We start from the raw sequence: 22,476 nt of genomic DNA on the forward strand, positions 1-22,476 counted from the left end.
CCTTAACCCAGCTGAATGGTGGTGTCGTTCACGAACGACGCCAGCGGAATATGCATGTTCTGCGGCGCGGGCCCGCGACGGATGCGGCCTGCGGTGTCGTAATGGCTGCCGTGGCAGGGGCAGAACCAGCCGCCGAAATCGCCCGCGCCGTCACCGATGGGCACGCAGCCCAGATGGGTGCAGACGCCGATCTGGACCAGCCATTCGCCGGTCTCGTCCAACGCGCGGTTCGCGTCGGTGGCGGGCGATCCGTCGGCCAGGTTGGGGTTCTGAGCGTTCTGGTCGGGCAGGTCGCTCAGCTCGACCGCACGTCCGGCCTCGATCTCCTCGGGGGTCCGGCGGCGGATGAACACGGGCTTGCCCAGGAACAGCACGGTGATCTGCGACCCGGCGGCGACGCCGCTGACATCGACCTGGATCGAGGCCAGCGCCTGCACGTCGGCCGAGGGGTTCATCTGATTCACAAGGGTCCAGGCGGCGGCACCGGCGGCCACCGTGCCTGCGCCCGCCGTGGCATAATAGAGGAAATCCCTCCGGGTGCCTACGTGGTCATCTGCGTGGGACACGGGTCATACTCCAATTCGGGCCGTCAATGCAGGCCGATACGACATTCCGGGCCGCGTCCGAAACGCAGCCTTCGCGGAGCGGTTCTAGCCCTCAATTCCTCGTCAGTCCAGATGATAAGCCGTCGCGGCCCGTTGCAATTCGACGCATCGGGCACAAATGCTGCACCCCCCGCGGGGATCAGAGCAGGCCCTCGGACCGGAACGACAGCTCGCGCGACTTGCCGATGATCAGGTGGTCGTGGATGGTGATTCCCATGCTTTCTGCGGCCTGCCCGATGCGTGCCGTCATGGCGATATCGCTGTCCGAGGGGGTCGGATCGCCCGAGGGATGGTTGTGCACCAGGATCAGCGCCGAGGCGTTCAACTCCAGCGCCCGGCGGATGATCTCGCGCGGATAGACGGGGACGTGGTCCACCGTGCCACGCGACTGCTCCTCGTCCGCGATCAGGACGTTCTTGCGGTCCAGATACAGCACGCGGAACTGCTCGATCTCGCGATGCGCCATCGCGGTGTGGCAGTAATCCAGCAGCGATTGCCAGCTGGACAGGACCGGGCGGTGCATGATGCGGGCGCGGGCCATGCGCTGCGCCGCGGCCTCGACGATCTTCAGTTCGGTGACGACCGCGGGGCCAACACCATCGACCGCCTGCAGGCGGGCGGGCGGCGCGGTGACCACGCGGTTGAAATCGCCGAAGGTCTCGATCAGGCGGCGGGCCAGCGGTTTGACGTCCTGGCGCGGGATGGCGCGGAACAGCACCAGCTCCAAAAGCTCGTAATCGGGCATCGCGGTCGCGCCGCCCTGCAGGAACCGTTCGCGCAGCCTTGCCCGGTGATCGGCCAGATAGGAGGGTGCGGCCTTGGTGGCCGGCACCACGTCATCCGCGGCGGGGCTGAACAGGGGCAGGGGCATTTCGCCAAAGGAACGATTCGGGTCCATGTGCGGAACATGAACCCGAATCGGTAAAGGAACGGTTAACCCTTAACGGGTCATCCCTTCCCAGAACCCCTTCACCTTGTCGAAGAAGCTGTCCGATTGCGGGCTGTTGTCGGCCTTCTCGGCCTCGAACTCTCGCAGCAGCTCCCGCTGGCGGGGCGTCAGGTTGACCGGCGTCTCGACGGTCAGCTCGATCAGCATGTCGCCGAAATCGCCCTGCGCGCCGGGGCCGTGGCGCAGGGGCGGCATGCCCTTGCCGCGCAGGCGCATCTGCCGGCCCGTCTGGCTGCCGGCTGCGACCTTGACGCGGGCGCGCCCGCCGTCGATGGTCGGCACCTCGACCTCTCCGCCCAGGGCGGCAGTGGCCATGCTGACCGGCACCTGGCAGGCCAGCGTCTTGCCGTCGCGCAGGAAGATGGCGTGGTCCTGGACCTCGATGAAGATGTACAGATCCCCGGCCGGACCGCCACGCAATCCCGCCTCGCCCTCTCCGGCCAGCCGGATGCGGGTGCCGGTCTCGACACCGGCGGGAATGTTCACCGACAGCGCGCGGTCGCGTTCCATCCGGCCCGCACCGTGGCAGGCCTTGCACGGGTTCTTGACGATCTGCCCCGCGCCGCCGCAGGTCGGGCAGGTGCGCTCGACGGTGAAGAAGCCCTGCTGGGCGCGGACCTTGCCCATGCCTGCGCAGGTCGGACAGGCGGCGGGCTGGGACGCGCCCTCGGCCCCGGTCCCGTCGCATTCGCCGCAGGCGACCGAGCCGCGCACGGTGATGGGCTTTTGCACGCCGACATAGGCGTCCTCAAGGCTGACGCGCAGGTTGTAGCGCAGGTCCTGCCCGCGCTGCGCCCGGGCACGCCCGCCACCGCCGCCGCCGCGACGGCCCATCATGTCGCCGAACAGATCCTCGAACACGTCGGCGAACGCCGCGCCGAAATCGCCCGGATGCTGGCCGCGGCCACCGCCACCGCCGCCCATGCCACTTTCGAAGGCGGCATGGCCGAAGCGGTCATAGGCGGCCTTCTTGGTGTCGTCCTTCAGGCAGTCATAGGCCTCGTTCGCTTCCTTGAAGCGGGCCTCGGCTGTCGCATCGTCCTGGTTGCGGTCGGGATGCAGCTCTTTGGCCTTGGTGCGGTAGGCCTTCTTAATCTCGTCGGTCGAGGCCCCGCGCGTGACCCCGAGCACTTCGTAGTAACAACGCTTGCTCATGTGTCGTCCTGTTCAGCTGTCCCCATGAAACAGGCCGGCCCGCGGGAAAGGCGGGCCGGCCCGGTCAGGGGATGCGGCCCCGATCAGCCGCGCTTCTTGTCGTCGCCCAGATCTTCGAAATCGGCGTCCACGATGTCGTCGTCGACATCACGCGGGGCGTCGCGGTCCGACGGATCGGAGTCCTCGGCGCTCTGCTGGTTCTTGTAGATCGCCTCGCCCAGGCGCATGGACGCGTCCATGACGTTCTGGATGCCCGACCGGATCTTGCCTGGGTCCTCGGACTTCAGCGATTCCTCCAGCGCGCCGATGGCCAGCTCGATCGCCTCGACGGTCGAGGCGTCGACCTTGTCGCCATGCTCGGACAGCGACTTGTTAGTCGAGTGGATCAGGCTTTCGGCTTGGTTCTTGGCCTCGACCAGCTCGCGGCGGGTCTTGTCGGATTCGGCGTTCGCCTCGGCATCCTTGACCATCCGCTCGATGTCCTCGTCGGACAGACCGCCCGAAGCCGCGATGGTGATGGTCTGCTCTTTCCCGGTGCCCTTGTCCTTGGCGGCCACCGACACGATGCCGTTGGCGTCGATGTCGAAGGTCACCTCGATCTGCGGCATTCCGCGCGGCGCGGGCGGGATGTGCTCCAGGTTGAACTGGCCCAGCATCTTGTTGTCCGCGGCCATCTCGCGCTCGCCCTGGAACACGCGGATCGTCACGGCGCCCTGGTTGTCCTCGGCGGTCGAGAAGATCTGGCTCTTCTTGGTCGGGATGGTCGTGTTGCGGTCGATCAGGCGGGTGAACACGCCACCCAGCGTCTCGATGCCCAGCGACAGCGGCGTCACGTCCAGCAGCACGACGTCCTTGACGTCACCCTGCAGCACGCCGGCCTGGATGGCGGCGCCAAGGGCCACGACCTCGTCGGGGTTCACGCCCTTGTGGGGCTCCTTGCCGAAGAACTCGGTGACCTCGGCCACGACCTTGGGCATGCGGGTCATGCCGCCGACCAGGACGACCTCGTCGATGTCGCCCTTGGAGCAGCCGGCATCCTTCAGCGCGTCCTGGACGGGCTTCATGGTGCGCTTGATCAGGTCAGCGACCAGGCTTTCCAGCTTGGAGCGGGTCAGCTTGACGACCAGGTGCAGCGGGGTGCCGCTGTTCTTGTCCATCGAGATGAACGGCTGGTTGATCTCGGTCTGGCTGGAGGAGGACAGCTCGATCTTGGCCTTTTCCGCGGCTTCCTTCAGACGCTGCAGGGCCATCTTGTCCTTGGACAGATCGACGCCGTGTTCCTTTTTGAACTCGTCGGCCAGATAGTTCACGATCCGCATGTCGAAGTCTTCGCCACCCAGGAAGGTGTCGCCGTTCGTGGACTTCACCTCGAACAGGCCGTCGTCGATCTCCAGGATGGTGATGTCGAAGGTACCGCCGCCGAGGTCATAGACCGCGATCGTCTTGGTTTCCTTCTTGTCCAGACCATAGGCCAGCGCGGCAGCGGTCGGCTCGTTGATGATGCGCAGCACTTCCAGGCCGGCGATCTTGCCGGCGTCCTTGGTGGCCTGGCGCTGGGCGTCGTTGAAATAGGCCGGAACGGTGATCACGGCCTGGGTCACGGTCTCGCCCAGATAGGATTCGGCGGTCTCCTTCATCTTCTGAAGGATCATCGCGCTGACCTGCGCGGGGGAGTACTTCTCACCCTGCACCTCGACCCAGGCGTCGCCGTTGCCACCATCCGCGATGGTGTAGGGGACCATCTTGCGGTCCTTCTCGACAGCCTCGTCGCCCATGCGGCGCCCGATCAGGCGTTTCACGGCAAAGACGGTGTTGGTCGGGTTGGTCACGGCCTGGCGCTTGGCGGGCTGGCCGACCAGGCGTTCACCGTCCTTGAAACCCACGATCGAGGGCGTGGTGCGCGCGCCTTCGCTGTTCTCGATGACCTTCGGCTGGCTGCCGTCCATGATGGCGACGCAGCTGTTGGTGGTGCCGAGGTCGATGCCGATGACTTTTGACATATGTGTTTAACCTTCTCTTGCGGCGATATCTTGGACTGCGGGTCCGTTGCGGCCCCCGAGGCCCGATCCCTTGACGAACGGGCCGGAACCTCCGGACCGCTTCGGGGGTGTATATAGGGATGCAATTCAGCCCCGCAAGCACTGCTGCAGCGCAAAATCGGTGGTTTGGGCCCGCGAAACCGGGGCCATGGCGCTACTGCGCGGCGCTCCAGCTGATGGATTCGTACTTGCGGGTCGTGAAGTGGATCAGCAGCCCCACCATCAGCGCCGCGATCGCGAACCACAGGGGGTAGAACAGCATCGTGCGATGGGGCGAATAGTTGATGAACAGGAAGCCGCGTTCCTGGTCGATCAGGTGGAACAGCGGGTTCCACGCGAACCACGGCAGGATGAAGCTGGGGATCATGTTGGCGACGAAGAACTTGCCTGACGCAAACATGTTGACGCGCTGATAGACCATCGTCAGCACCTTGCAGGCCTGCGGGGACCAGGGGCGGATGCCCAGGAAGATCAGCCCGATCGCGCAGCCGGTGAACCAGGACACCACGAACAGCGACCCGGCGCCGACAGGGTCCTCGATCGTGATCGGCTGGAAGACCATGTGGTAGACCGACAGGATCACTAGACAGCTGATCGTCTGGCGGTACAGCACCGCCAGCGCCGCCCCCGAGATCAGCACCGCCGCGTTCAGGGGTTCGTGCTTGATGATGCCCGACGACACCGAATGGCTGCCCGCGACCGCGCCCACGGCCTGCACGTGCAGCATGAAGATGAAGATCCCCGACATGATGTAGAGCAGGAAATCCCCGCGGATCTGCGACCCGCCGATGCCGATCAGCGTGTACATGCCCAGAAACACCACGACGAAGACGACGCTTTGCATCATGGTCATGACCAGGCCCAGCACCGCGTTGCGGTGTTCGGTGCGCAGGTTGTACACCGTCTGGTGATAGATCAGCGCGAAGGTGGTGAAGGCGGCCTGGAACAGGTTCCGGTTCTGGCGCTGCTTGAACAAGGGCGGCGCTGCGTCACTGGCGGCCCGGCGCTTGCCGATGGACCCGCCGCACATCATAAGAGGCGCAGCACCCCCGCACAATCGGGCAGCGGCCGCAGGCCTCTGGCAGGGAAAGGAAAGTGAATGCAATTCGACCGACTGATCACCGAAATGCGGCGCCTGGCCCTGCAGGCCGGCGACCGGATCATGCAGATCTACGAGGCCGACGATTTCGATGTCCGCGCCAAGTCCGATGATTCGCCCGTCACCGCCGCGGACGAGGCCGCCGATGCGCTGATCTCGGCCGGGCTGCGCGAGGCGTTCCCGGACACGCCCCTGGTGACCGAGGAGCAGGCCGACACCCACGGCCAGAGCCTGCGCACCTTCCTGATCGTGGACCCGCTGGACGGGACCAAGGAGTTCGTGCAGCGCCGCGGCGATTTCACCGTCAACATCGCCTATGTCCAGGACGGCGTGCCGGTGCGCGGCATCGTCTACGCCCCCGCCAAGGGGCGGCTGTTCTACACCACCGCCGACGGGCGGTCCGTCGAGGAGACGGGCCCCTTCGGGGACGCGCCCGGAGAGACCCGCCCGATCGGCGTGAACCCGATGCCCGACAACCGCGGCCTGATGGTCGTCGCCTCCAAGTCGCATCGCGACGCGGCGACCGACGCCTATATCGACCGCTACGGCGTGCGCGACATGACCAGCGCGGGCAGCTCGCTGAAGTTCTGCCTGGTCGCCACGGGCGAGGCTGACCTGTATCCGCGCCTGGGCCGGACGATGGAATGGGACACCGCCGCGGGCGACGCCGTCCTGCGCGGCGCCGGCGGAGAGGTCGTGCGGTTCGACGACCACAGCCCCCTGGCCTATGGCAAGCCGGGGTTCGAGAACCCGTTCTTCATCGCCTATGCGCCGGGCGTCCTGCTGGTGAAGGAGTGACCATGTCGGTCGTCATCGTCATTCCCGCCCGTTTCGCCTCGACCCGCTATCCGGGCAAGCCGCTGGTCGAACTGCGCGGCGCGGGGGGGCAGGCGCGCAGCCTGATCCGACGCAGCTGGGACGCGGCCGTCGGCGTGCGCGGGATCGACCGCGTTATCGTGGCCACCGACGACGACCGCATCCGCGACCACGCCCTGGCCTTCGGCGCGGAGGTGGCGATGACCAGCCTCGACTGCCGCAACGGCACCGAGCGCTGCGCCGAGGCGGTGGCGACCCTGGGCCTGACCCCCGAGATCGTGGTGAACCTGCAGGGCGACGCGCCGCTGACGCCTGCCTGGTTCGTCGAGGATCTGGTCGCGGGCCTGCGCGCCGATCCCGACGCGCAGGTGGCGACGCCTGTCCTACGCTGCACCGGGGCGATGCGGGCCGACCTGATCGCCGACCGCCATGCGGGGCGCGTGGGCGGGACGACGGCGGTTTTCGGCCATGAGGGCCGTGCGCTGTACTTTTCCAAGGAGGTCATCCCCTTTGTTCCGGGCGACGTGGCGCCCGACGCGCCCAGCCCGGTCTTTCATCACGTGGGCGTCTATGCCTATCGCCCGGCGGCGCTGGCCGAATACGCCACCTGGCCCGAAGGCGCCCTGGAACGGCTGGAGGGACTGGAACAGCTGCGTTTTCTGGAACGCGGCCGCCATGTGCGCTGCGTCGAGGTCGAGGCACGCGGTCGGCAATTCTGGGAACTAAACAACCCTCAGGATGTTCCGCGTCTGGAGCAGATGATGCAGGACATGGCGATGATGTGATCGCCTGCCCCGCAGCGTTTGATCTTTGTGAATTTGCAGCGAATTCTCGACATTTGCTTGGCGACAAGCTGCCGAGAGCCTAACCTGCCCATTGAAGTCAATGTCGCTGCTGCACTAGGCATCGACGCCATTGCGGCGGGGRCTGGTCCCGAAGGTTACAAAAGCCATCTTTCCGGTCGCCGGACTGGGAACACGATTCCTGCCCACCACCAAGAGCATCCCCAAGGAAATGCTGTCGCTGGTCGACAAGCCGCTGATTCAATACGCCATCGACGAGGCGCGCGCGGCAGGCATCAAGGAATTCATCTTCGTGACCTCGCGCGGCAAGGGCTCGCTTGAGGACTATTTCGACCACGCGCACGAGCTGGAATCCAGCCTGAAGAAGGCCGGCAAGACCGAGCTGCTGGAGATTCTGCGCGCGACGAACATGGATTCGGGCGCCATCGCCTATATCCGGCAGCACAAGGCCCTGGGCCTGGGCCATGCGGTCTGGTGCGCCCGTCGCCTGCTGTCGGATGACGAGCCCTTTGCGGTCGTGCTGACCGATGACGTCATCCAAGGCGAGCCCCCCTGCCTGCAGCAGATGATCGAGGCTTATGGCGAGACCGGCGGCAGCATGGTCGCCACGATGGAGGTCGCGCCCGAAAAGGCCAAGGCCTATGGCGTTCTGGACGTGGCCGAGGACATGGGCGCGATCGTGCGCGCCAAGGGCATGGTCGAAAAGCCCGCCACCGGCACGCAGCCGTCGAACCTGGCGGTGATCGGCCGCTATATCCTGGCGCCGACGGTCATGAAGAACCTCAACAAGCTGAAGCAGGGCGCCGGTGGCGAGATCCAGCTGACCGACGCCATCGCCGAGGAGATCCAGGCGGGCCGCGACGTGTTCGGCCTGCGCTTCCGCGGTCAGCGTTTCGATTGTGGTTCCAAGGCAGGCTTCCTGCAGGCGACCGTGGCCTTTGGCCTGGAGCGCGACGAGCTGAAGGACGAGTTCGCCGAGTACCTGCACGAGGTGATGTCCATGCGCCGGGCGGCCGAATAATCCATGTCGGATACGGTTCTGGTGACGGGCGGCGCGGGCTATATCGGCTCGCACGCCTGCAAGGCACTGGCGGCGGCGGGGTTCACCCCCGTCACGCTGGACAATTTCTCCACCGGCTGGCGCGATGCGGTCAAGTTCGGTCCGGTGGTCGAGGCCGACCTGATGGACCGTGCCGCCCTTGACGCGGCCTTCGCCGAACACCGGCCCGTGGCAGTGCTGCATTTCGCGGCCCTGTCCCAAGTCGGAGAGGCGATGGCCGAACCGGGCCTCTACTGGCGCAACAACGTCGCGGGGTCGCTGAACCTGATCGAGGCCGCGGTTGCGGCGGGCTGTCTGGATTTCGTCTTCAGCTCGACCTGCGCGACCTATGGTGACCGCGACGGCGAGATCCTGGACGAGGACACCCCGCAGGCGCCGCTCAATGCTTATGGCGCCTCCAAGCGCGCGATCGAGGACATGCTGACGGATTTCGGCGCGGCCCACGGCCTGCGTTCTGTGATCTTCCGGTATTTCAACGTCGCGGGCGCCGATCCCGACGGGCAGGTCGGTGAATTCCACCGCCCCGAAACGCATCTGATCCCGCTGATCCTGGATGCGGTCGATGGCAAGCGCGAGGCGCTGACCATCCACGGCACGGACTATCCCACCGCCGACGGCACCTGCATCCGCGACTATGTCCATGTGATGGACCTGGTCGATGCGCATGTGAAGGGTCTGGAATGGCTGCGGGCGGGACGCGAAAGCCGGGTGTTCTGCCTGGGCACCGGCGACGGATTCTCGGTCCGCGAGGTGGTGGACGCGACGCGCTCAATCACCAACCGCGAGGTGCCGATGCTGGACGGCCCGCGCCGGGGCGGCGACGCGGTCAAGCTGGTCTGCGGCAGCACGCGTGCCAAGGCCGAACTGGGCTGGTCGCCCGACCGATCGACCATGCCCCAGATGATCGCGGATGCCTGGCGCTGGCATCAGACAGGCGATTACAGGCAGTGACACCGCGCGCGGCGTGGCAGGCCTATCGCCTGCGCTGGAAACGCCGCGAACTGATCTGGCGCGCCCTCAGGGCGCGCCATCTGCTGCAGCCGGTCGCCGACCGTACCGCCGCCATCCGCCCCGCCGACATCCTAGCCGTGACCACCCTGCGCAACGAGATCGCGCACCTGCCGGGGTTTCTGGACCATTATCGCCGCTTGGGCGTCGCGCATTTCCTGATCGTCGACAATGCCGGCACGGACGGGTCGGACCGGTTTCTGGCCGCCCAGCCCGACGTGTCGCTGTGGCGCTGCGACGCCAGCTATCGCGAGGCGCGGTTCGGGCTGGATTGGGCAGGCGCGCTGCTGTGGCGGTTCGGGCGGGGGCATTGGTGCGCGACTGTCGATGCCGATAAACTGCTGGTCTATCCCCATCACGATACCCGGCCGCTCCCCGATCTGACGGCCCATCTGGACCGGATCGGGCAGCCGGGGCTCGGTGCGGTGATGCTGGACCTGTATCCGTCGGGACCGCTGGGTACCGCCGATGCACCCCCGGAGGCGCCGCTGACACGGCGTCTGCCCTGGTTCGACGCGGGGCCGTGGCGGTCCAGCCGAGCGATGCCGCGGCAAAACCTGTGGTTGCAGGGCGGTGTCCGCGACCGGGTTTTCTTTGCCGATGCGCCGCGGCGCGCGCCGACGATGAACAAGCTGCCGCTGATGCGCTGGACCGGGCGGGCCGTCTATGTCAACTCGACCCATTCGATCCTGCCACCCCGGCTGAACCTGATCTATGACGGGCCGGGCGATGCACGGCTGTCGGGCGCGCTTCTGCACGGCAAGTTCCTGCCCGACATCGTCGCCAAGTCGCATGAGGAACTGGACCGGCGCCAGCATTTCGCGGACCCCGATGCCTATGCCGCCTATCACCGCGCGGTGGCGGCCGGGCCGAGGCTGCACGGGCCGGAATCGGTACGATTCATGGGGTGGCGGCAGCTGGTAGACCTTGGCCTGATGGGCACAGGCGACTGGCCGCGTTGACCAAAGCGGTGAATGGGCTTGCCAAAATGGGATGTCCTGCACATTGCTAGGGCATGACGTCGCGCCGCACATCTTCTGCCGATCGCCGGTCCGCGTGATGCGCATGGGCCGGTTCCCGATCCCCGATCGCCTGCGGCGCAGGGCCGAACGGCAGTACCTGATCGCGCGCGCGTTCAACCGGCGGCGGGCCCTGCGGCCCGTGGTCAACCGCACTGCCCAGATCCGCAAGAACGACATCCTGGTCCTGGTGACGATGCGCAACGAACGGGTGCGGTTGCCGTTCTTTCTGAACTATTACCGCAACCTGGGCGTGAATCACTTTCTGTTCGTGAACAACGACAGCGATGACGGCAGCGGCAATTACCTGGCCGAACAGCCCGACGTGTCACTGTGGTGGACCAATGCCGGCTACAAGCGGTCGCGGTTCGGGATGGACTGGATCAACCGGCTTCTGGCGAAGTACGGCCACGGGCATTGGTGCCTGACCGTCGATCCGGACGAGTTCCTGATCTATCCGCATTGCGATTCGCGCCCGCTGCCCGCCCTGACCGACTGGCTGGAGGCCTCGGGGCGGCGCAGCTTTCCGGCCATGCTGCTGGACATGTACCCCCGCGGCCATATCGAGGACGAACCTTATGCCGAGGGGACGGACCCGTTCACCATCGCCCGATGGTTCGATCCGGCGAACTATACGATCAGCAAGAACCCCTATTACGGCAATCTGTGGATCCAGGGCGGTCCGCGCACGCGCAAGTTCTTCACTGCCGAACCCCTGTCCGGCCCGGCGCTGAACAAGACCCCGCTGGTCAGGTGGGACTGGCGCTATGCCTATGTCAGTTCGACCCACATGCTGCTGCCCCGCCATCTGAACATGGTCTATGACGAGGCTGGCGGAGAGATGGCATCGGGCTGCCTGCTGCACGCCAAGTTCCTGTCCACCTTCGCCGACAAGTCCGCCGAGGAGCTGGACCGTCGCCAGCATTATGCCAACAGCAAGGAATACAAGGCGTATCACGCCGGGCTGCGCGGCGGCACCGACCTGTGGTGCAGCGAATCGCGCGAATACGACGACTGGCGCCAACTGGAGGATCTGGGGCTGATCTCCCGGGGGAACTGGGCATGACGGGCCCGGTGGAGGTGCGCCGTGTCAGGCTGGGGGTGGTGCTTCTGTGCCATGCGCGCCTGGACGTGGCGGCCCACATGGCGCGGATCTGGGTCCAGGGCGGCGCACGGGTGGCGATCCATGTCGATGCCAAGGCCTCGGCCCGGTCGGTGGCGCGGATGCAGGTCGAACTGTCCGACCTTCCCGGCATCGTCTGGTCGCGGCGCCATACCTGCGACTGGGGCCGCTTCAGCCTGGTGCGCGCCACCCAGGATGCGGCGCGGCTGCTGCTGGACAGCTTTTCCGACGTCACCCATGTCTATCTGGCATCCGGGGCCTGCCTGCCGCTGCGCCCGGTGCGCGACCTGACGGCGTTCCTGGCGCAGGACCCCGACCGCGACCATATCGAAAGCGTCAGCGCGCTAGACGTCGGCTGGACCGTCGGCGGTCTGAACGAGGAACGCTTTACCCTGTTCTATCCGCTGGACTGGCGCAGGCGGCGCTGGCTGTTCGACCGCCTGACCGACTGGCAGCGCCGCCTGGGCATCCGCCGCAGGCTGCCCAAGGGGCTGACCCCGCATCTGGGCGCGCAATGGTGGTGCCTGACGGTGACGACGCTGCGCGCGATCCTGGACGATCCGCGCCGGGCCGAGTTCGACCGCTATTTCCGCATGGTCTGGATCCCTGACGAAAGCTATTTCCAGACGCTGGCGCGGCGCCACGCGACCCGCATCGAAAGCCATTCGCTGACCCTGGCCAAGTTCGACCATGACGGCAGGCCCTATCAGCTGTACGACGACCACGCCCTGATGCTGGAGGAGTCGCGCTGCTTCGTGGCGCGCAAGGTCTGGCCCGAGGCCGCGCATCTTCTGGCGCATTTCCCGCGTCCGGCCGGTGCCCGCCCCGATCTGTCCGCGCCCCAGCCCCAACGGATCGAACGCTTGATCAACCGGACGGTGCGCCGCCGCCTGCTGGGGCGGCCCGGCCTCTACATGCAGTCGCGCTTTCCGCGCAAGGATGCCGAGAACGGCAAGACATCGGCCCCCTATGCGATGTTCCAGGGCTTTTCCGACATCTTTCCCGGCTTCGAGGGGTGGCTGTCCGCGCAGGTCGATGCCGATGTCCACGGCCACCTGCTGGGGCCCGAGACGGTGGAATTCGGCGGCCGCCCGCAGATCGGACCGGGGGCGATCTCGTCCAGCACGCTGATCCGCGACCGCGACCCGCACGGGTTCCTGACCGCGCTGATCCGCATCACCACGCGGATGCAGGTGTTCCAGTTCAGCCCGCGCGACAACCAGGCGCTGAACTGGTTCATCGCCACGGACCCGAACGCCCATATCCATGTGGTCACCGGGGCCTGGATGCTGCCGCTGCTGCGATCGGACATGCCCTTCGACGACATCCGCCGGGTCACGGCCCTGCTGCAGCGGGCCGAGATCGCGCAGATGGACGTGCTGAATTCGGTCTGGGTCAAGGCGCGCGTGCATGTCCATGAACTGTCCGACTTCCTGGCCCGCCCCCAGGAGATGCTGTTCCAGTCGCTGGCCCAGCTGCCGCGCTTGGCGGACGCGCCCACCGACATGCCGCAGATGCGTGACCTGCACGGGCTGCCCGAGCTGCTGCGGCGGCTGCGCAATTCCGGGCTGCGTCCACGCATGTTCGGCGACGGCCTGCCCATGCCGGACATCCCCCTTCCCGAAAGGACCGCCGCCGAATGACCGTTCCGTTCCGCCGCTTCGTCATCTTCGCCGAGATGCGCACGGGCTCGAACCTGCTGGAGGCGACGCTGAACGCGCTGCGGGGCGTCACCTGCTTTGGCGAGGCGTTCAACCCCTACATGATGGGCTGGCCCGACAAGGACGAATTGCAGGGCGTCACCCGCGCCCAGCGCGAGGCCGACCCGATGATCCTGCTGGACAGGCTGTTCGACCGGCCCGGCCATCTGCCGGGCTTCCGCTATTTCCACGATCACGATCCGCGGGTCTTCGACGCGATCATGCATGACCCCGAATGCGCCAAGATCGTGCTGACCCGCAACCCGCTGGACAGCTATGTCTCGACCCAGCTTGCGCGCGAGACGAACCAGTGGAAGCTGAACGAGACGGAGACTCCGATCCCCGCCGCGATCACCTATGACGGGCCAGAGTTCCGCGACACCATCGCGGCTGTCGAGCGGTTTCAGCTGCGCGTGATGCACCGGTTGCAGGTGACCGGGCAGACCGCCTTCTGGCTGGGATACGAGGACCTGCGCGACCCCGAGGTGATGACCGGCCTGGTCCACTGGCTGGGCCGCACCGACATTGCAAGGGTCGAACCCGCCAGCGACCAGGTGCCCCAGAACCCCCGCGAACTGGCCGACAAGGTCCGCAATTTCGACGAGATGCAGGCGGACCTGGCGCAGATTGACCCGTTCATGCTGCGCCGTATCCCGAATTTCGAACCGCGTCGCGGCCCCTCCGTGCCTAGCTTTTCCGCGGTCGAGGCGGGTCAGGGGCTGATCTTCATGCCGGTCCGCTGCGGGCCGGGGGATGCGGTGCGCGACTGGATGGCGACACTGGGCGCGGTGTCGGGCGATTTCACCCAGACCAGGCTGCGCCAGTGGAAACGCCAGCATCCCGGCCATCGCAGCTTTGCGGTGCTGCGCCACCCGCTGCACCGGGCCTGGACGGCGTTCCGGCAGCTGCTGACCGACAGCCGCCCCGAACTGCGTCAGCTGATGCGCGACGTCCATCGGGTGGCGCTGCTGCCGGACGCGGCATTGGCGGGGATGGATCGTCAGGCGCAGCTGGAGCTGTTCGCACAGTTCCTGGCCTTCCTGAAACGCAACCTGAACGGCCAGACCACGCTGCCCACCCATGCCGGATGGGCCAGCCAGTCCGAGGTGATCGCCGGGTTCAGCCGGGTGGCCAGCCCCGACATGCTGATCCGCGAGGACCGCATCGCCGACGAACTGCCCACGCTGGCCCGCGCGGCAGGGATCGACGACGCGCGCCTGGCGGGGCTGAAGGTTCAGCCGATGCCCGATTTCCTGCGCGACAAGGTCCTGCTGCAGGCCGCGCGTCAGGCATATCTGCGCGACTACATCGCCTTCGGGTTTTCGGACTAGGGGGCGGGCCTTTCGGCCCGCCTGCCCGTCACGCCTTAAGCAGCGCCGCCAGTTCGGCCTGCTTTTCACGCACCAGCGCCGCGTCGCCATCGGATTCGACGTTCAGGCGGACCACCGGTTCGGTGTTCGACTTGCGCAGGTTGAACCGCCACTTGCCAAAGTTCAGCGAAACCCCGTCCAGGTCGTCCCGGCTGTCGGCCTGCGGCTCGTAGGTTTCGATCAGGCGCGCGATGGCCGCATCCGGGTCCGAGATGGTATAGTTCGTCTCTCCGGACGACGGATAGAGGCGCATCCGCTCTTCCAGCATCTCGGCCAGGGTCATGCCCTTGCGCGACAGCAGTTCGATCATCAGCAGCCACGGGATCATGCCGCTGTCGCAATAGTAGAAGTCGCGGAAATAGTGATGCGCCGACATCTCTCCGCCATAGATCGCGCTGACATCGCGCATCTTGCGCTTGATGAAGGCATGGCCGGTCTTGGACACCACGGCCTCGCCGCCGGCCTCTTCGATCATGGCACGGGTGTTCATGATCACGCGGGGGTCATGGACGATCTTCTCGCCGGGCGACTTCTCCAGGAATGCCGCGCCCAGCAGGCCCACGATGTATTCACCGGGAATGAAGCGCCCGTTCTCGTCGAAGAAGAAGCAGCGGTCGAAATCGCCGTCCCAGGCCACGCCCAGGTCGGCCTTTTCTTCCTTCATCCGCGCGACGGTGGGGGGCTGGTTCTCGTCCAGCAGGGGGTTGGGGATGCCGTTGGGAAAGCTGCTGTCGACGTTGTGGTGCATCCGGACGAATGTCAGCGGCGCGCCTCGACGCTCCAGCTCCTCGGCGATCGCGTCGAAGGTCGGGCCTGCGGTGCCGTTGCCGGCATTCACCACGATCTTCATCGGGCGCAGCGCGGCCACATCGACGAAATCGGCCATGCGCGATGCGTATTCGGCGCGGGCATGGCTGAAATCGGTGACGCTGCCCTTGGTGGTGGGGGCGAATTCGCCGTTGGTGGCCAGATCGACGATGGGCGGCAGTTCGGTCGCCGGGTCCAGCGGCGCCGAGCCGCGACCCACGATCTTCATGCCGTTGTAGTTGATCGGGTTATGCGAGGCCGTGACCTCGATGCCGCCATCGGTGTCCTGGTTGCCGGTGTGGAAATACACCTCCTCGGTGCCGGCCAGGCCCAGGTCCAGCACGTCGGCGCCGCCGTCGGTCAAGCCCTCGATCAGCGCCGCGGCCAGTTCGGGCGAGGATTCGCGGCTGTCGCGACCCACGACGACGCGCTTGGCGCCGCGCGCTTGCGCAAAGGCGCGACCGATGCGATAGGCGACGTCCGCATCCAGGTTCTTGCCCAGCTCTCCGCGCACGTCATACGCCTTGAAGCAGGTGATCTCGCGCTTGCCCAGCTGATCGCGATTGTCCATGAAGTCCTCCGGTTCCTGTTTGCATCAGCGCTAACAGGTTCAAACCGTTTTTCAAGGCCGCCGGGACCGGATTGGTTCCCTCGGACCTTGGGATCAGGTGACGGCGCGCGTTCGGCACGCTAGCCTTGCGCAAAAGCAAGGAGACCCCGATGGATGCCAAGGCCCTGATTGCCGCCTATTACGACGCTTTCAACGCGGGGCGCACCGACGACATGCTGGCGCTGCTGCATGACGATGTCGAGCACCACGTGAACGAGGGCAAGATCCGCCGCGGCCGCGCGCTGTTCGCGGAATTCAACGCCCACATGACCGAAAGCTATCGGGAAAACCTGACCGACATGGTCATCATGGCCAACGAGGCGGGCGACCGCGCGGCGGCGGAATTCGTCGTGAACGGGACCTATCTGAAGACCGATCCCGGCCTGCCCGAGGCCCGCGGCCAGACCTATCGCCTGCCTGCGGGCGCGTTCTTCACCATCCGCGACGGCCGCATCGCGCGGGTGACCACCTATTACAACCTGGCCGACTGGATGGCCCAGGTCGGCGCATGAGCGTCGCGGTCCGCGTCCTGACCGGCGATGCGCTGGCCGACGCGCTGCCCGACGTGGCGCGCCTGCGCATCGACGTGTTCCGCGACTGGCCGTACCTGTATGACGGCGACGCCGATTACGAACGCGACTATCTGCGCGCCTACCAGTCGCCCGGCGCGGTCGTGGTCGCCGCGATGGACGGGGACCGGATCGTGGGGGCGGCCACGGGCGCGCCGATGTCGGATCACGCCGCCGATTTCGGCGCGGCATTCGCGGATCGTCCCGAACCGCTGTCCGACATCTTCTACTGCGCCGAATCGGTGCTGCTGCGGGCCTATCGTGGGCACGGGCTGGGCCATGCGTTCTTCGACGCGCGCGAGGATCACGCCCGCGCCCTGGGCGCACGCTGGTCAGCCTTCTGCAGCGTGATCCGTCCCGCGGATCACCCGATGCGTCCGGCCGAGTACTGGCCGCTGGATGCGTTCTGGCGCAAGCGCGGCTATGCGCCCCTGCCGGGCGTCGTCGCGCAGTTCGCCTGGAAGGACCTGGGCCGGGCCACCGAGACCGAAAAGACCCTGCAATTCTGGATGAAACCGCTGTGAAGATTGCCGCCGCCGCCTATCCGATCGACTGGTTCGACAGCTTCGACGCCTATGCCGCCAAGCTGGCACGGTGGGTCTCCGATGCTGATGCCGATCTGTTGGTCTTCCCCGAATACGGCGCGATGGAGCTGGCATCCCTGTCCGGGCGCGCGGTCGCCGGCGATCTGGAGGCCAGCCTGCATGCCGTGGCGGCGCTGGACCCGCAGGTCAGGGCGCTGCATGCGGACCTTGCGGCGCGGCACGGCTGTCACATCCTGGGCGCCTCGGGGCCGGCCTTCGACGGCGCGCGCCCGGTCAACCGTGCGGTGCTGTATGGCCCCGACGGGGTGATCGGCCACCAGGACAAGCAGATCATGACCCGGTTCGAACGCGAGGAATGGCATGTCACCGGCGCGCCCGGCCTGCGGATCTTCGACACGACCCTGGGGCGGATCGGCATCCTCATCTGCTATGACAGCGAATTTCCGTTGCTGGGACGGGTGCTGGCGCAGGCCGGGGCGCAGCTCCTGCTGGTGCCCAGCTGCACCGACACAGTTGCGGGGTTCAGCCGGGTGCGCATCGGCGCGATGGCCCGCGCGCTGGAAAGCCAGTGCGTCGTGGTCCAGGCGCCCACCGTCGGCCCCTGCGACTGGATGCCCGCGCTGGACGAGAACCGGGGCCGCGCCGCGATCTATGGCCCGCCCGACGGTTTCTGGCCCGAGACCGGGATCATCGCCGAAGGAGAGATGGACGCACCGGGATGGGTGCGCGCGACCGTCGATCTGTCCCGCGTCGATGTCAGCCGCAGGGATGGCGCGGTCCTGCCCTTCGCGCATTGGCCGGAACAGAAACCCTGTCGCCTGATCTGAGGACAGCCGGAATTTACACTGTATTAACCGGTTTGCGCTTTAACTGACCCCGGATCGCGCCATATCCTGAAGGTCATGCTGCATGTCACCGAAACCATCGCCATCCAGGAATGGGAACTGTCCGAACAGTTCACCCGGTCTCAGGGACCGGGCGGGCAGAACGTGAACAAGGTCGAGACCGCCGTCGAGCTGCGGTTCGAGGCCGCGACATCCCCCAGCCTGCCCGACCCGGTCAAGCGGCGGCTGCAGCGGCTGGCCGGGCGGCGCTGGACGCAGGACGGGGCCGTCCTGATCCTGTCCCAGGAAACCCGCAGCCAGGCCCGAAACCGCGAACTGGCCCGCGAACGGCTGGCCGACCTGATCCGCCAGGCCCTGGTCGCGCCCAAGCGCCGCATCGCCACCCGCCCCACCCTGGGCAGCCAGCGCCGCCGGCTGAAGGCCAAGTCGGTGCGCGGAGAGGTCAAGTCCCTGCGTGGCAAGGTGGAGGACGAATGAGCGTCTGGCGCCGGACCCTCGATCTGCTGCTGGGGCGGCGGCCGGTGCTGATGCAGGTCGGCGCGATCTGCCGCGACCCGGCCAGCGGCAATGTCCTGCTGATCACCAGCCGCGACACGGGCCGTTGGGTCATTCCCAAGGGCTGGCCGATGGAAGGGCGCACCCTTCCCGGCGCCGCAGCCCAGGAGGCCTGGGAGGAGGCCGGCGTGCGCGGGCGCATCCGCCCGGCCGAACTGGGCCGCTTCCGATACAGAAAGCAGCAGGATCAGGGCTATGCCGTCCCGGTCGAGATGCGGGTCTATCTGCTGTCCGTGGACAGCGTGTCAGACCGGTTTCCCGAGGCCCGGCAGCGCAAGCGTCGCTGGTTCGCCCCGGTCGAGGCCGCCCGCATGGTGGTCGAACCGGGGCTCAAGCAGATCCTGGCCGGTCTGGACCGCCCCGATGCCGCCTAAGCCGGCATGACGCACCGCCCTGGCTTTCGCGCGCTGGACAAGGATCTGGGCCGCATCGGCCATGCCGAGGTCGCACAGATGCATGCCTTCCGTCCCGTCTGGCGGCTGGGGCTGGCGGTGCTGGCGCTGGTGGGCGGGTTGCTGATGGTCATGGCGCTGTCGGGTGCCGCGCCCGGCATGCTGGCCATCGGGGCGGGGCTGGTGGTCGCGGCCTGGCTGGGCGTGGCGATCGGGGCGAACGACGTCGCGAATTCCTTGGGTCCGGCGGTCGGGGCGGGGGCCATCGGACTGCTGCCCGGGCTGGCGCTGGTCGCCGTCGCGGGCGTGGCGGGGGCGGTGCTGGCCGGGGGCGCGGTGTCGGCCCGTCTGGCGGGCGGCATCGTCCAGCTGGCACCCCTGGCCGAGGGCGGGCGCGCCCCGATGATGATGGTCGCCGCGCTGATCGGGGCGGCGGTCTGGATCACCCTGGCCACGGGCATCGGCCTGCCGGTCAGCACGTCGCATTCCATCGTGGGTGGCATTGCGGGGGCGGGGGCGGTGGCCCTGGGCTTGTCGGCGGTGGCCTGGGGGACGCTGGCGATCATCGCATCTGTCTGGATGGTGACGCCGGTGGTGGCGGGGGGCTTGGCCGGCGGTCTGCTGATCCTGCTGCGCCTGAAGGTGGTCGAGGCGCCGGACCGCGCCGGGGCGGCGCTATTGTGGCTGCCGCTGCTGGTCGGCCTGATGGTGGCGCTGTTTTCGGCCTATGTCGTGGTGCTGCTGGACCTGGGACCACTGGCCGCCTGTGCGGCGGCCGCGCCGACCGGGGCGGGCGCGCTGTGGCTGACGCGGCGCAGCGTGCTGCGCGAACTGGCGCGCCATCCGCGTAAACCAAGCACCAAGTCTCTGCTGCGCCCCGCGCTGGTGATGTCCGTGCTGATCCTGGGCTTTGCCCATGGCGCCAACGACGTGGGCAACATCGCGGGACCGCTGTCGGTGGTCCTGCGCGGACAGGGGATGTCGACCGCGATCGGCGTGGTCCCGGTGCTGGTGCTGGCGGGCGGAGGGCTTGCCATCGCCACCGGCACGCTGCTGTTCGGGCGCCGCCTGGTCCACATGGTGGGCAGCGGCATCACCAAGCTGAACGCGGGGCGCGCCTTTTGCGKGTCGCTGGCCACGGCCGTGACGGTGCTGGGCGCATCGGCCCTGGGCCTGCCGGTATCGACCACCCATGTGGCGGTCGGCGGCATCTTCGGCGTGGGCTTTGCGCGCGAATGGCTGGACCGCCGCCGCGGCGGCCGGTCCGAGGCCCTGCCCGCGGACGAGACGCGCCGCCGCATCCTGGTGCGGCGCAGCCATGTCGTGACCATCACCGCCGCCTGGCTGGTAACGCTGCCGATCACGGCATCGCTTGGGGCGCTGGCCTGTCTGCTGGTGCTGTGGGCGACCGGGGTCTAGACCGTGACCGACAGCGCCTGCTGGACGCCCACCCCGAAGACGCGCTTGTAGCGTTCGATCTCGGCCGCGGGGCCGGTGGCCTTGGCGGGGTTGTCCGACAGCTTGACCGTGGGCCGCCCGTCGGCCGCCACCGCCTTGCAGACCAGGCTGAAGGGCGCCAGCCCGTCCCCCGGCACCAGCCCGCGAAAGTCATTCGTCAGCAGCGTGCCCCAACCGAAGCTGACCTTGACCCGGCCGTGGAACTGCCGATGCAGGGCCAGGATCTTGTCCACGTCCAGCCCGTCGGAAAAGATGATCAGCTTGCCCCGCGGGTCCTCTCCGCGCGACTGCCACCAGCGGATCGCGGTCTCGGCGCCCGTGGCCGGGTCGCCGCTGTCGATGCGGATGCCGGTCCAGCCCGCCAGCCAGTCCGGCGCGCCCGCCAGGAACCCTTCGGTGCCGTAGGTGTCGGGCAGGATGATGCGCAGGTTGCCGTCATGCTCCTCGTGCCAATCGGCCAGCACGTCATACGGCGCCTGGCGCAGGGCCGCGTCGCCATCGGCCAGGGCCGCGCGCACCATGGGCAGTTCATGCGCGTTGGTGCCGATCGCCTCGATGTCGCGGCGCTGCGCGATCAGGCAGTTCGAGGTGCCGGTGAAGCGGTCGCCCAACCCCTCGATCATCGCCTGCACGGCCCAATCCTGCCACAGGAAGCTGTGCCGCCGGCGGGTGCCGAAATCGGCGATGCGCAGGTCGGGCAGGGCGCGCATGGCCTGGATCTTCTCCCACAGGCGGGTCATGGCGCGGGCATAGAGGACCTGCAGCTCGAACCGGCCCATGTCCTTCAGCACCGCGCGGGACCGCAGCTCCATCAGGATCGACAAAGCCGGGATCTCCCACAGCATCACCTGGGGCCAGGGGCCCTCGAAGGTCAGCTCGTACTGGCCGTCGCGCTTGTCCAGGTGATAGGCGGGCAGGCGCAGCCCTTCCAGGAACTCCATGAAATCAGGGCGGAACATCTGCCGCTTGCCATAGAAGGTGTTGCCGCGCAGCCAGGTGCTCTCTCCGCGGGTCAGGGACAGCGACCGCACATGGTCCAGCTGCTCGCGCAGCTCGCCCTCGTCGATCAGGTCGGCTAGGCGCACGTCCTTGCTGCGGTTGATCAGACTGAAGGTGACGGTGGTGTCCGGGCTGTTGCGGAACACCGACTGGCACATCAGCAGCTTGTAGAAGTCGGTGTCGATCAGCGACCGGACGATCGGGTCGATCTTCCATTTGTGATTGTAGACCCGCGTGGCGATATCGGCCATGACGCTGTTTCCTTGACCATTTCGCCCTTGGTGCCTTGATCCGCGCGGGGGCGCAACCCTCAGGCCAGCGTGACGCCCGCCTGGCGCATCGCCGCGCGCGCGGCGGCAAGGCTGCCATCCAGGTCGATCGCACGGCACGCATCCTCCGCCACGCGGGTGGCAAAGCCCAGGCGGGCGGCGTCCATCGCGCTCCACGCGACGCAGAAATCATGGGCCAGCCCGACAAGGGTCAGGTCGGTGATGCCGCAGTCGCGCAGATAGCCGGCAAGACCGGTGGCGGTCGTGCGGTCGTTCTCGAAGAACGCGGAATAGCTGTCGATGCCGGCGCGGAACCCCTTGCGCAGCACCAGATCGGCCCGGTCGACCTGCAGGTCGGGGTGGAACTCCGCCCCCGGCGTGCCGATCACGCAATGGGCGGGCCACAGCACCTGCGGACCATAGGGCATCTGCGTCATCGAAAAGGCGGCGGCGCCCGGGTGGTTGTCGGCAAAGCTGGCATGGTCGGCCGGATGCCAGTCCTGCGTCAAGATCACCGCGTCGAAATCGGCCATCATCGCGTTGATCGGCGCCACGATCTGGTCGCCCCCCGCCACGGCCAGCCGACCGCCGGGGCAGAAGTCGCGCTGCATGTCGATCACGATCAGGGCTTGGGTCATCCGGTCCGCCTTGGCTTCGGTGTGGCGCCACTAGACCGCCGGG

22 protein-coding genes are annotated in these 22,476 nt (G+C 67.4%); 14 read left to right on the forward strand and 8 right to left on the reverse strand.

What is annotated here, in order from left to right:
- Nucleotides 1-2 precede the first annotated feature (2 nt).
- The 5 genes from petA to GBO37_RS04140 form a co-directional block, all read right to left on the reverse strand.
- Complete coding sequence (petA, locus tag GBO37_RS04120; RefSeq protein ID WP_252927385.1) at nucleotides 3-566, reverse strand: ubiquinol-cytochrome c reductase iron-sulfur subunit; 564 nt, start codon at nucleotides 564-566, stop codon at nucleotides 3-5.
- A 178-nt stretch (nucleotides 567-744) separates the two neighbouring features.
- Nucleotides 745-1,503 carry a DNA repair protein RadC gene (gene radC, locus GBO37_RS04125; protein WP_045982683.1) on the reverse strand — a complete coding sequence of 253 codons (759 nt, stop codon included), beginning with the start codon at nucleotides 1,501-1,503 and terminating at the stop codon, nucleotides 745-747.
- Nucleotides 1,504-1,545: 42 nt separating this feature from the next.
- Nucleotides 1,546-2,709: a molecular chaperone DnaJ gene (dnaJ, locus tag GBO37_RS04130; RefSeq protein WP_252927387.1), complete on the reverse strand. Its 1,164-nt coding sequence runs from the start codon at nucleotides 2,707-2,709 to the stop codon at nucleotides 1,546-1,548.
- 83 nt (nucleotides 2,710-2,792) lie between these two features.
- Complete coding sequence (dnaK, locus tag GBO37_RS04135) at nucleotides 2,793-4,709, reverse strand: molecular chaperone DnaK (RefSeq protein ID WP_045982681.1); 1,917 nt, start codon at nucleotides 4,707-4,709, stop codon at nucleotides 2,793-2,795.
- A 193-nt stretch (nucleotides 4,710-4,902) separates the two neighbouring features.
- Nucleotides 4,903-5,724 (reverse strand): ABC transporter permease, encoded by an 822-nt coding sequence (locus GBO37_RS04140; protein ID WP_252927389.1) that lies wholly within the window; start codon nucleotides 5,722-5,724, stop codon nucleotides 4,903-4,905.
- 123 nt (nucleotides 5,725-5,847) lie between these two features.
- Here GBO37_RS04140 and cysQ point away from each other — a divergent pair, with 123 nt between their 5' ends.
- From cysQ to GBO37_RS04180, 8 genes are all read left to right on the forward strand, one after another.
- A complete protein-coding gene (gene cysQ, locus GBO37_RS04145; RefSeq protein WP_045982679.1) occupies nucleotides 5,848-6,645 on the forward strand; it encodes a 3'(2'),5'-bisphosphate nucleotidase CysQ in 798 nt (265 codons plus the stop codon).
- A 2-nt stretch (nucleotides 6,646-6,647) separates the two neighbouring features.
- Nucleotides 6,648-7,448 (forward strand): 3-deoxy-manno-octulosonate cytidylyltransferase, encoded by an 801-nt coding sequence (locus GBO37_RS04150; RefSeq protein ID WP_252927391.1) that lies wholly within the window; start codon nucleotides 6,648-6,650, stop codon nucleotides 7,446-7,448.
- Between the two features lie 142 nt (nucleotides 7,449-7,590).
- Nucleotides 7,591-8,487 (forward strand): UTP--glucose-1-phosphate uridylyltransferase, encoded by an 897-nt coding sequence (locus GBO37_RS04155; RefSeq protein ID WP_252927483.1) that lies wholly within the window; start codon nucleotides 7,591-7,593, stop codon nucleotides 8,485-8,487.
- Between the two features lie 3 nt (nucleotides 8,488-8,490).
- Entirely contained in the window at nucleotides 8,491-9,477 is a 987-nt protein-coding gene (galE, locus tag GBO37_RS04160; protein ID WP_252927394.1) for a UDP-glucose 4-epimerase GalE, read from the forward strand.
- Complete coding sequence (locus tag GBO37_RS04165; protein WP_252927397.1) at nucleotides 9,474-10,496, forward strand: glycosyltransferase family 2 protein; 1,023 nt, start codon at nucleotides 9,474-9,476, stop codon at nucleotides 10,494-10,496. The genes galE and GBO37_RS04165 overlap by 4 nt, the downstream gene beginning before the upstream one ends.
- Before the next feature lie 97 nt (nucleotides 10,497-10,593).
- Nucleotides 10,594-11,619: a glycosyltransferase family 2 protein gene (locus GBO37_RS04170; protein ID WP_371927480.1), complete on the forward strand. Its 1,026-nt coding sequence runs from the start codon at nucleotides 10,594-10,596 to the stop codon at nucleotides 11,617-11,619.
- Nucleotides 11,616-13,319 (forward strand): beta-1,6-N-acetylglucosaminyltransferase, encoded by a 1,704-nt coding sequence (locus tag GBO37_RS04175; RefSeq protein ID WP_252927402.1) that lies wholly within the window; start codon nucleotides 11,616-11,618, stop codon nucleotides 13,317-13,319. Before GBO37_RS04170 ends, GBO37_RS04175 begins: the two co-directional genes overlap by 4 nt.
- Nucleotides 13,316-14,707 carry a hypothetical protein gene (locus GBO37_RS04180; RefSeq protein WP_252927404.1) on the forward strand — a complete coding sequence of 464 codons (1,392 nt, stop codon included), beginning with the start codon at nucleotides 13,316-13,318 and terminating at the stop codon, nucleotides 14,705-14,707. The genes GBO37_RS04175 and GBO37_RS04180 overlap by 4 nt, the downstream gene beginning before the upstream one ends.
- Before the next feature lie 28 nt (nucleotides 14,708-14,735).
- Here GBO37_RS04180 and GBO37_RS04185 read toward each other — a convergent pair whose 3' ends face one another.
- The gene (locus GBO37_RS04185; protein ID WP_045982672.1) at nucleotides 14,736-16,124 is read right to left on the reverse strand and encodes a phosphomannomutase/phosphoglucomutase; all 1,389 of its coding nucleotides are present in this window, start codon (nucleotides 16,122-16,124) and stop codon (nucleotides 14,736-14,738) included.
- A gap of 149 nt (nucleotides 16,125-16,273) precedes the next feature.
- Here GBO37_RS04185 and GBO37_RS04190 point away from each other — a divergent pair, with 149 nt between their 5' ends.
- The 6 genes from GBO37_RS04190 to GBO37_RS04215 all read left to right on the forward strand — a co-directional run bounded on the left by GBO37_RS04190 (nucleotide 16,274) and on the right by GBO37_RS04215 (nucleotide 20,488).
- The gene (locus GBO37_RS04190) at nucleotides 16,274-16,675 is read left to right on the forward strand and encodes a ketosteroid isomerase-related protein (RefSeq protein WP_045982671.1); all 402 of its coding nucleotides are present in this window, start codon (nucleotides 16,274-16,276) and stop codon (nucleotides 16,673-16,675) included.
- Nucleotides 16,672-17,256 carry a GNAT family N-acetyltransferase gene (locus GBO37_RS04195; RefSeq protein WP_252927408.1) on the forward strand — a complete coding sequence of 195 codons (585 nt, stop codon included), beginning with the start codon at nucleotides 16,672-16,674 and terminating at the stop codon, nucleotides 17,254-17,256. The genes GBO37_RS04190 and GBO37_RS04195 overlap by 4 nt, the downstream gene beginning before the upstream one ends.
- Nucleotides 17,253-18,104: a carbon-nitrogen hydrolase family protein gene (locus GBO37_RS04200; RefSeq protein ID WP_252927409.1), complete on the forward strand. Its 852-nt coding sequence runs from the start codon at nucleotides 17,253-17,255 to the stop codon at nucleotides 18,102-18,104. The genes GBO37_RS04195 and GBO37_RS04200 overlap by 4 nt, the downstream gene beginning before the upstream one ends.
- A gap of 75 nt (nucleotides 18,105-18,179) precedes the next feature.
- The gene (gene arfB, locus GBO37_RS04205; RefSeq protein WP_046000435.1) at nucleotides 18,180-18,599 is read left to right on the forward strand and encodes an alternative ribosome rescue aminoacyl-tRNA hydrolase ArfB; all 420 of its coding nucleotides are present in this window, start codon (nucleotides 18,180-18,182) and stop codon (nucleotides 18,597-18,599) included.
- Entirely contained in the window at nucleotides 18,596-19,051 is a 456-nt protein-coding gene (locus tag GBO37_RS04210) for an NUDIX hydrolase (protein WP_252927411.1), read from the forward strand. The genes arfB and GBO37_RS04210 overlap by 4 nt, the downstream gene beginning before the upstream one ends.
- Nucleotides 19,052-19,057: 6 nt before the next feature.
- Nucleotides 19,058-20,488, forward strand: coding sequence for an inorganic phosphate transporter (locus GBO37_RS04215; protein WP_252927412.1), 1,431 nt, complete (start codon nucleotides 19,058-19,060; stop codon nucleotides 20,486-20,488).
- Here the strand turns inward: GBO37_RS04215 and pncB are convergent.
- Nucleotides 20,485-21,777, reverse strand: a complete 1,293-nt coding sequence (gene pncB, locus GBO37_RS04220) for a nicotinate phosphoribosyltransferase (protein ID WP_046000433.1) — start codon at nucleotides 21,775-21,777, stop codon at nucleotides 20,485-20,487. The genes GBO37_RS04215 and pncB overlap by 4 nt on opposite strands.
- 59 nt (nucleotides 21,778-21,836) lie before the next feature.
- Complete coding sequence (pncA, locus tag GBO37_RS04225; protein WP_252927414.1) at nucleotides 21,837-22,433, reverse strand: bifunctional nicotinamidase/pyrazinamidase; 597 nt, start codon at nucleotides 22,431-22,433, stop codon at nucleotides 21,837-21,839.
- Nucleotides 22,434-22,476 lie beyond the last annotated feature (43 nt).

Source organism: Paracoccus sp. 08, from assembly GCF_024105395.1.
Lineage (GTDB): Bacteria > Pseudomonadota > Alphaproteobacteria > Rhodobacterales > Rhodobacteraceae > Paracoccus > Paracoccus marcusii.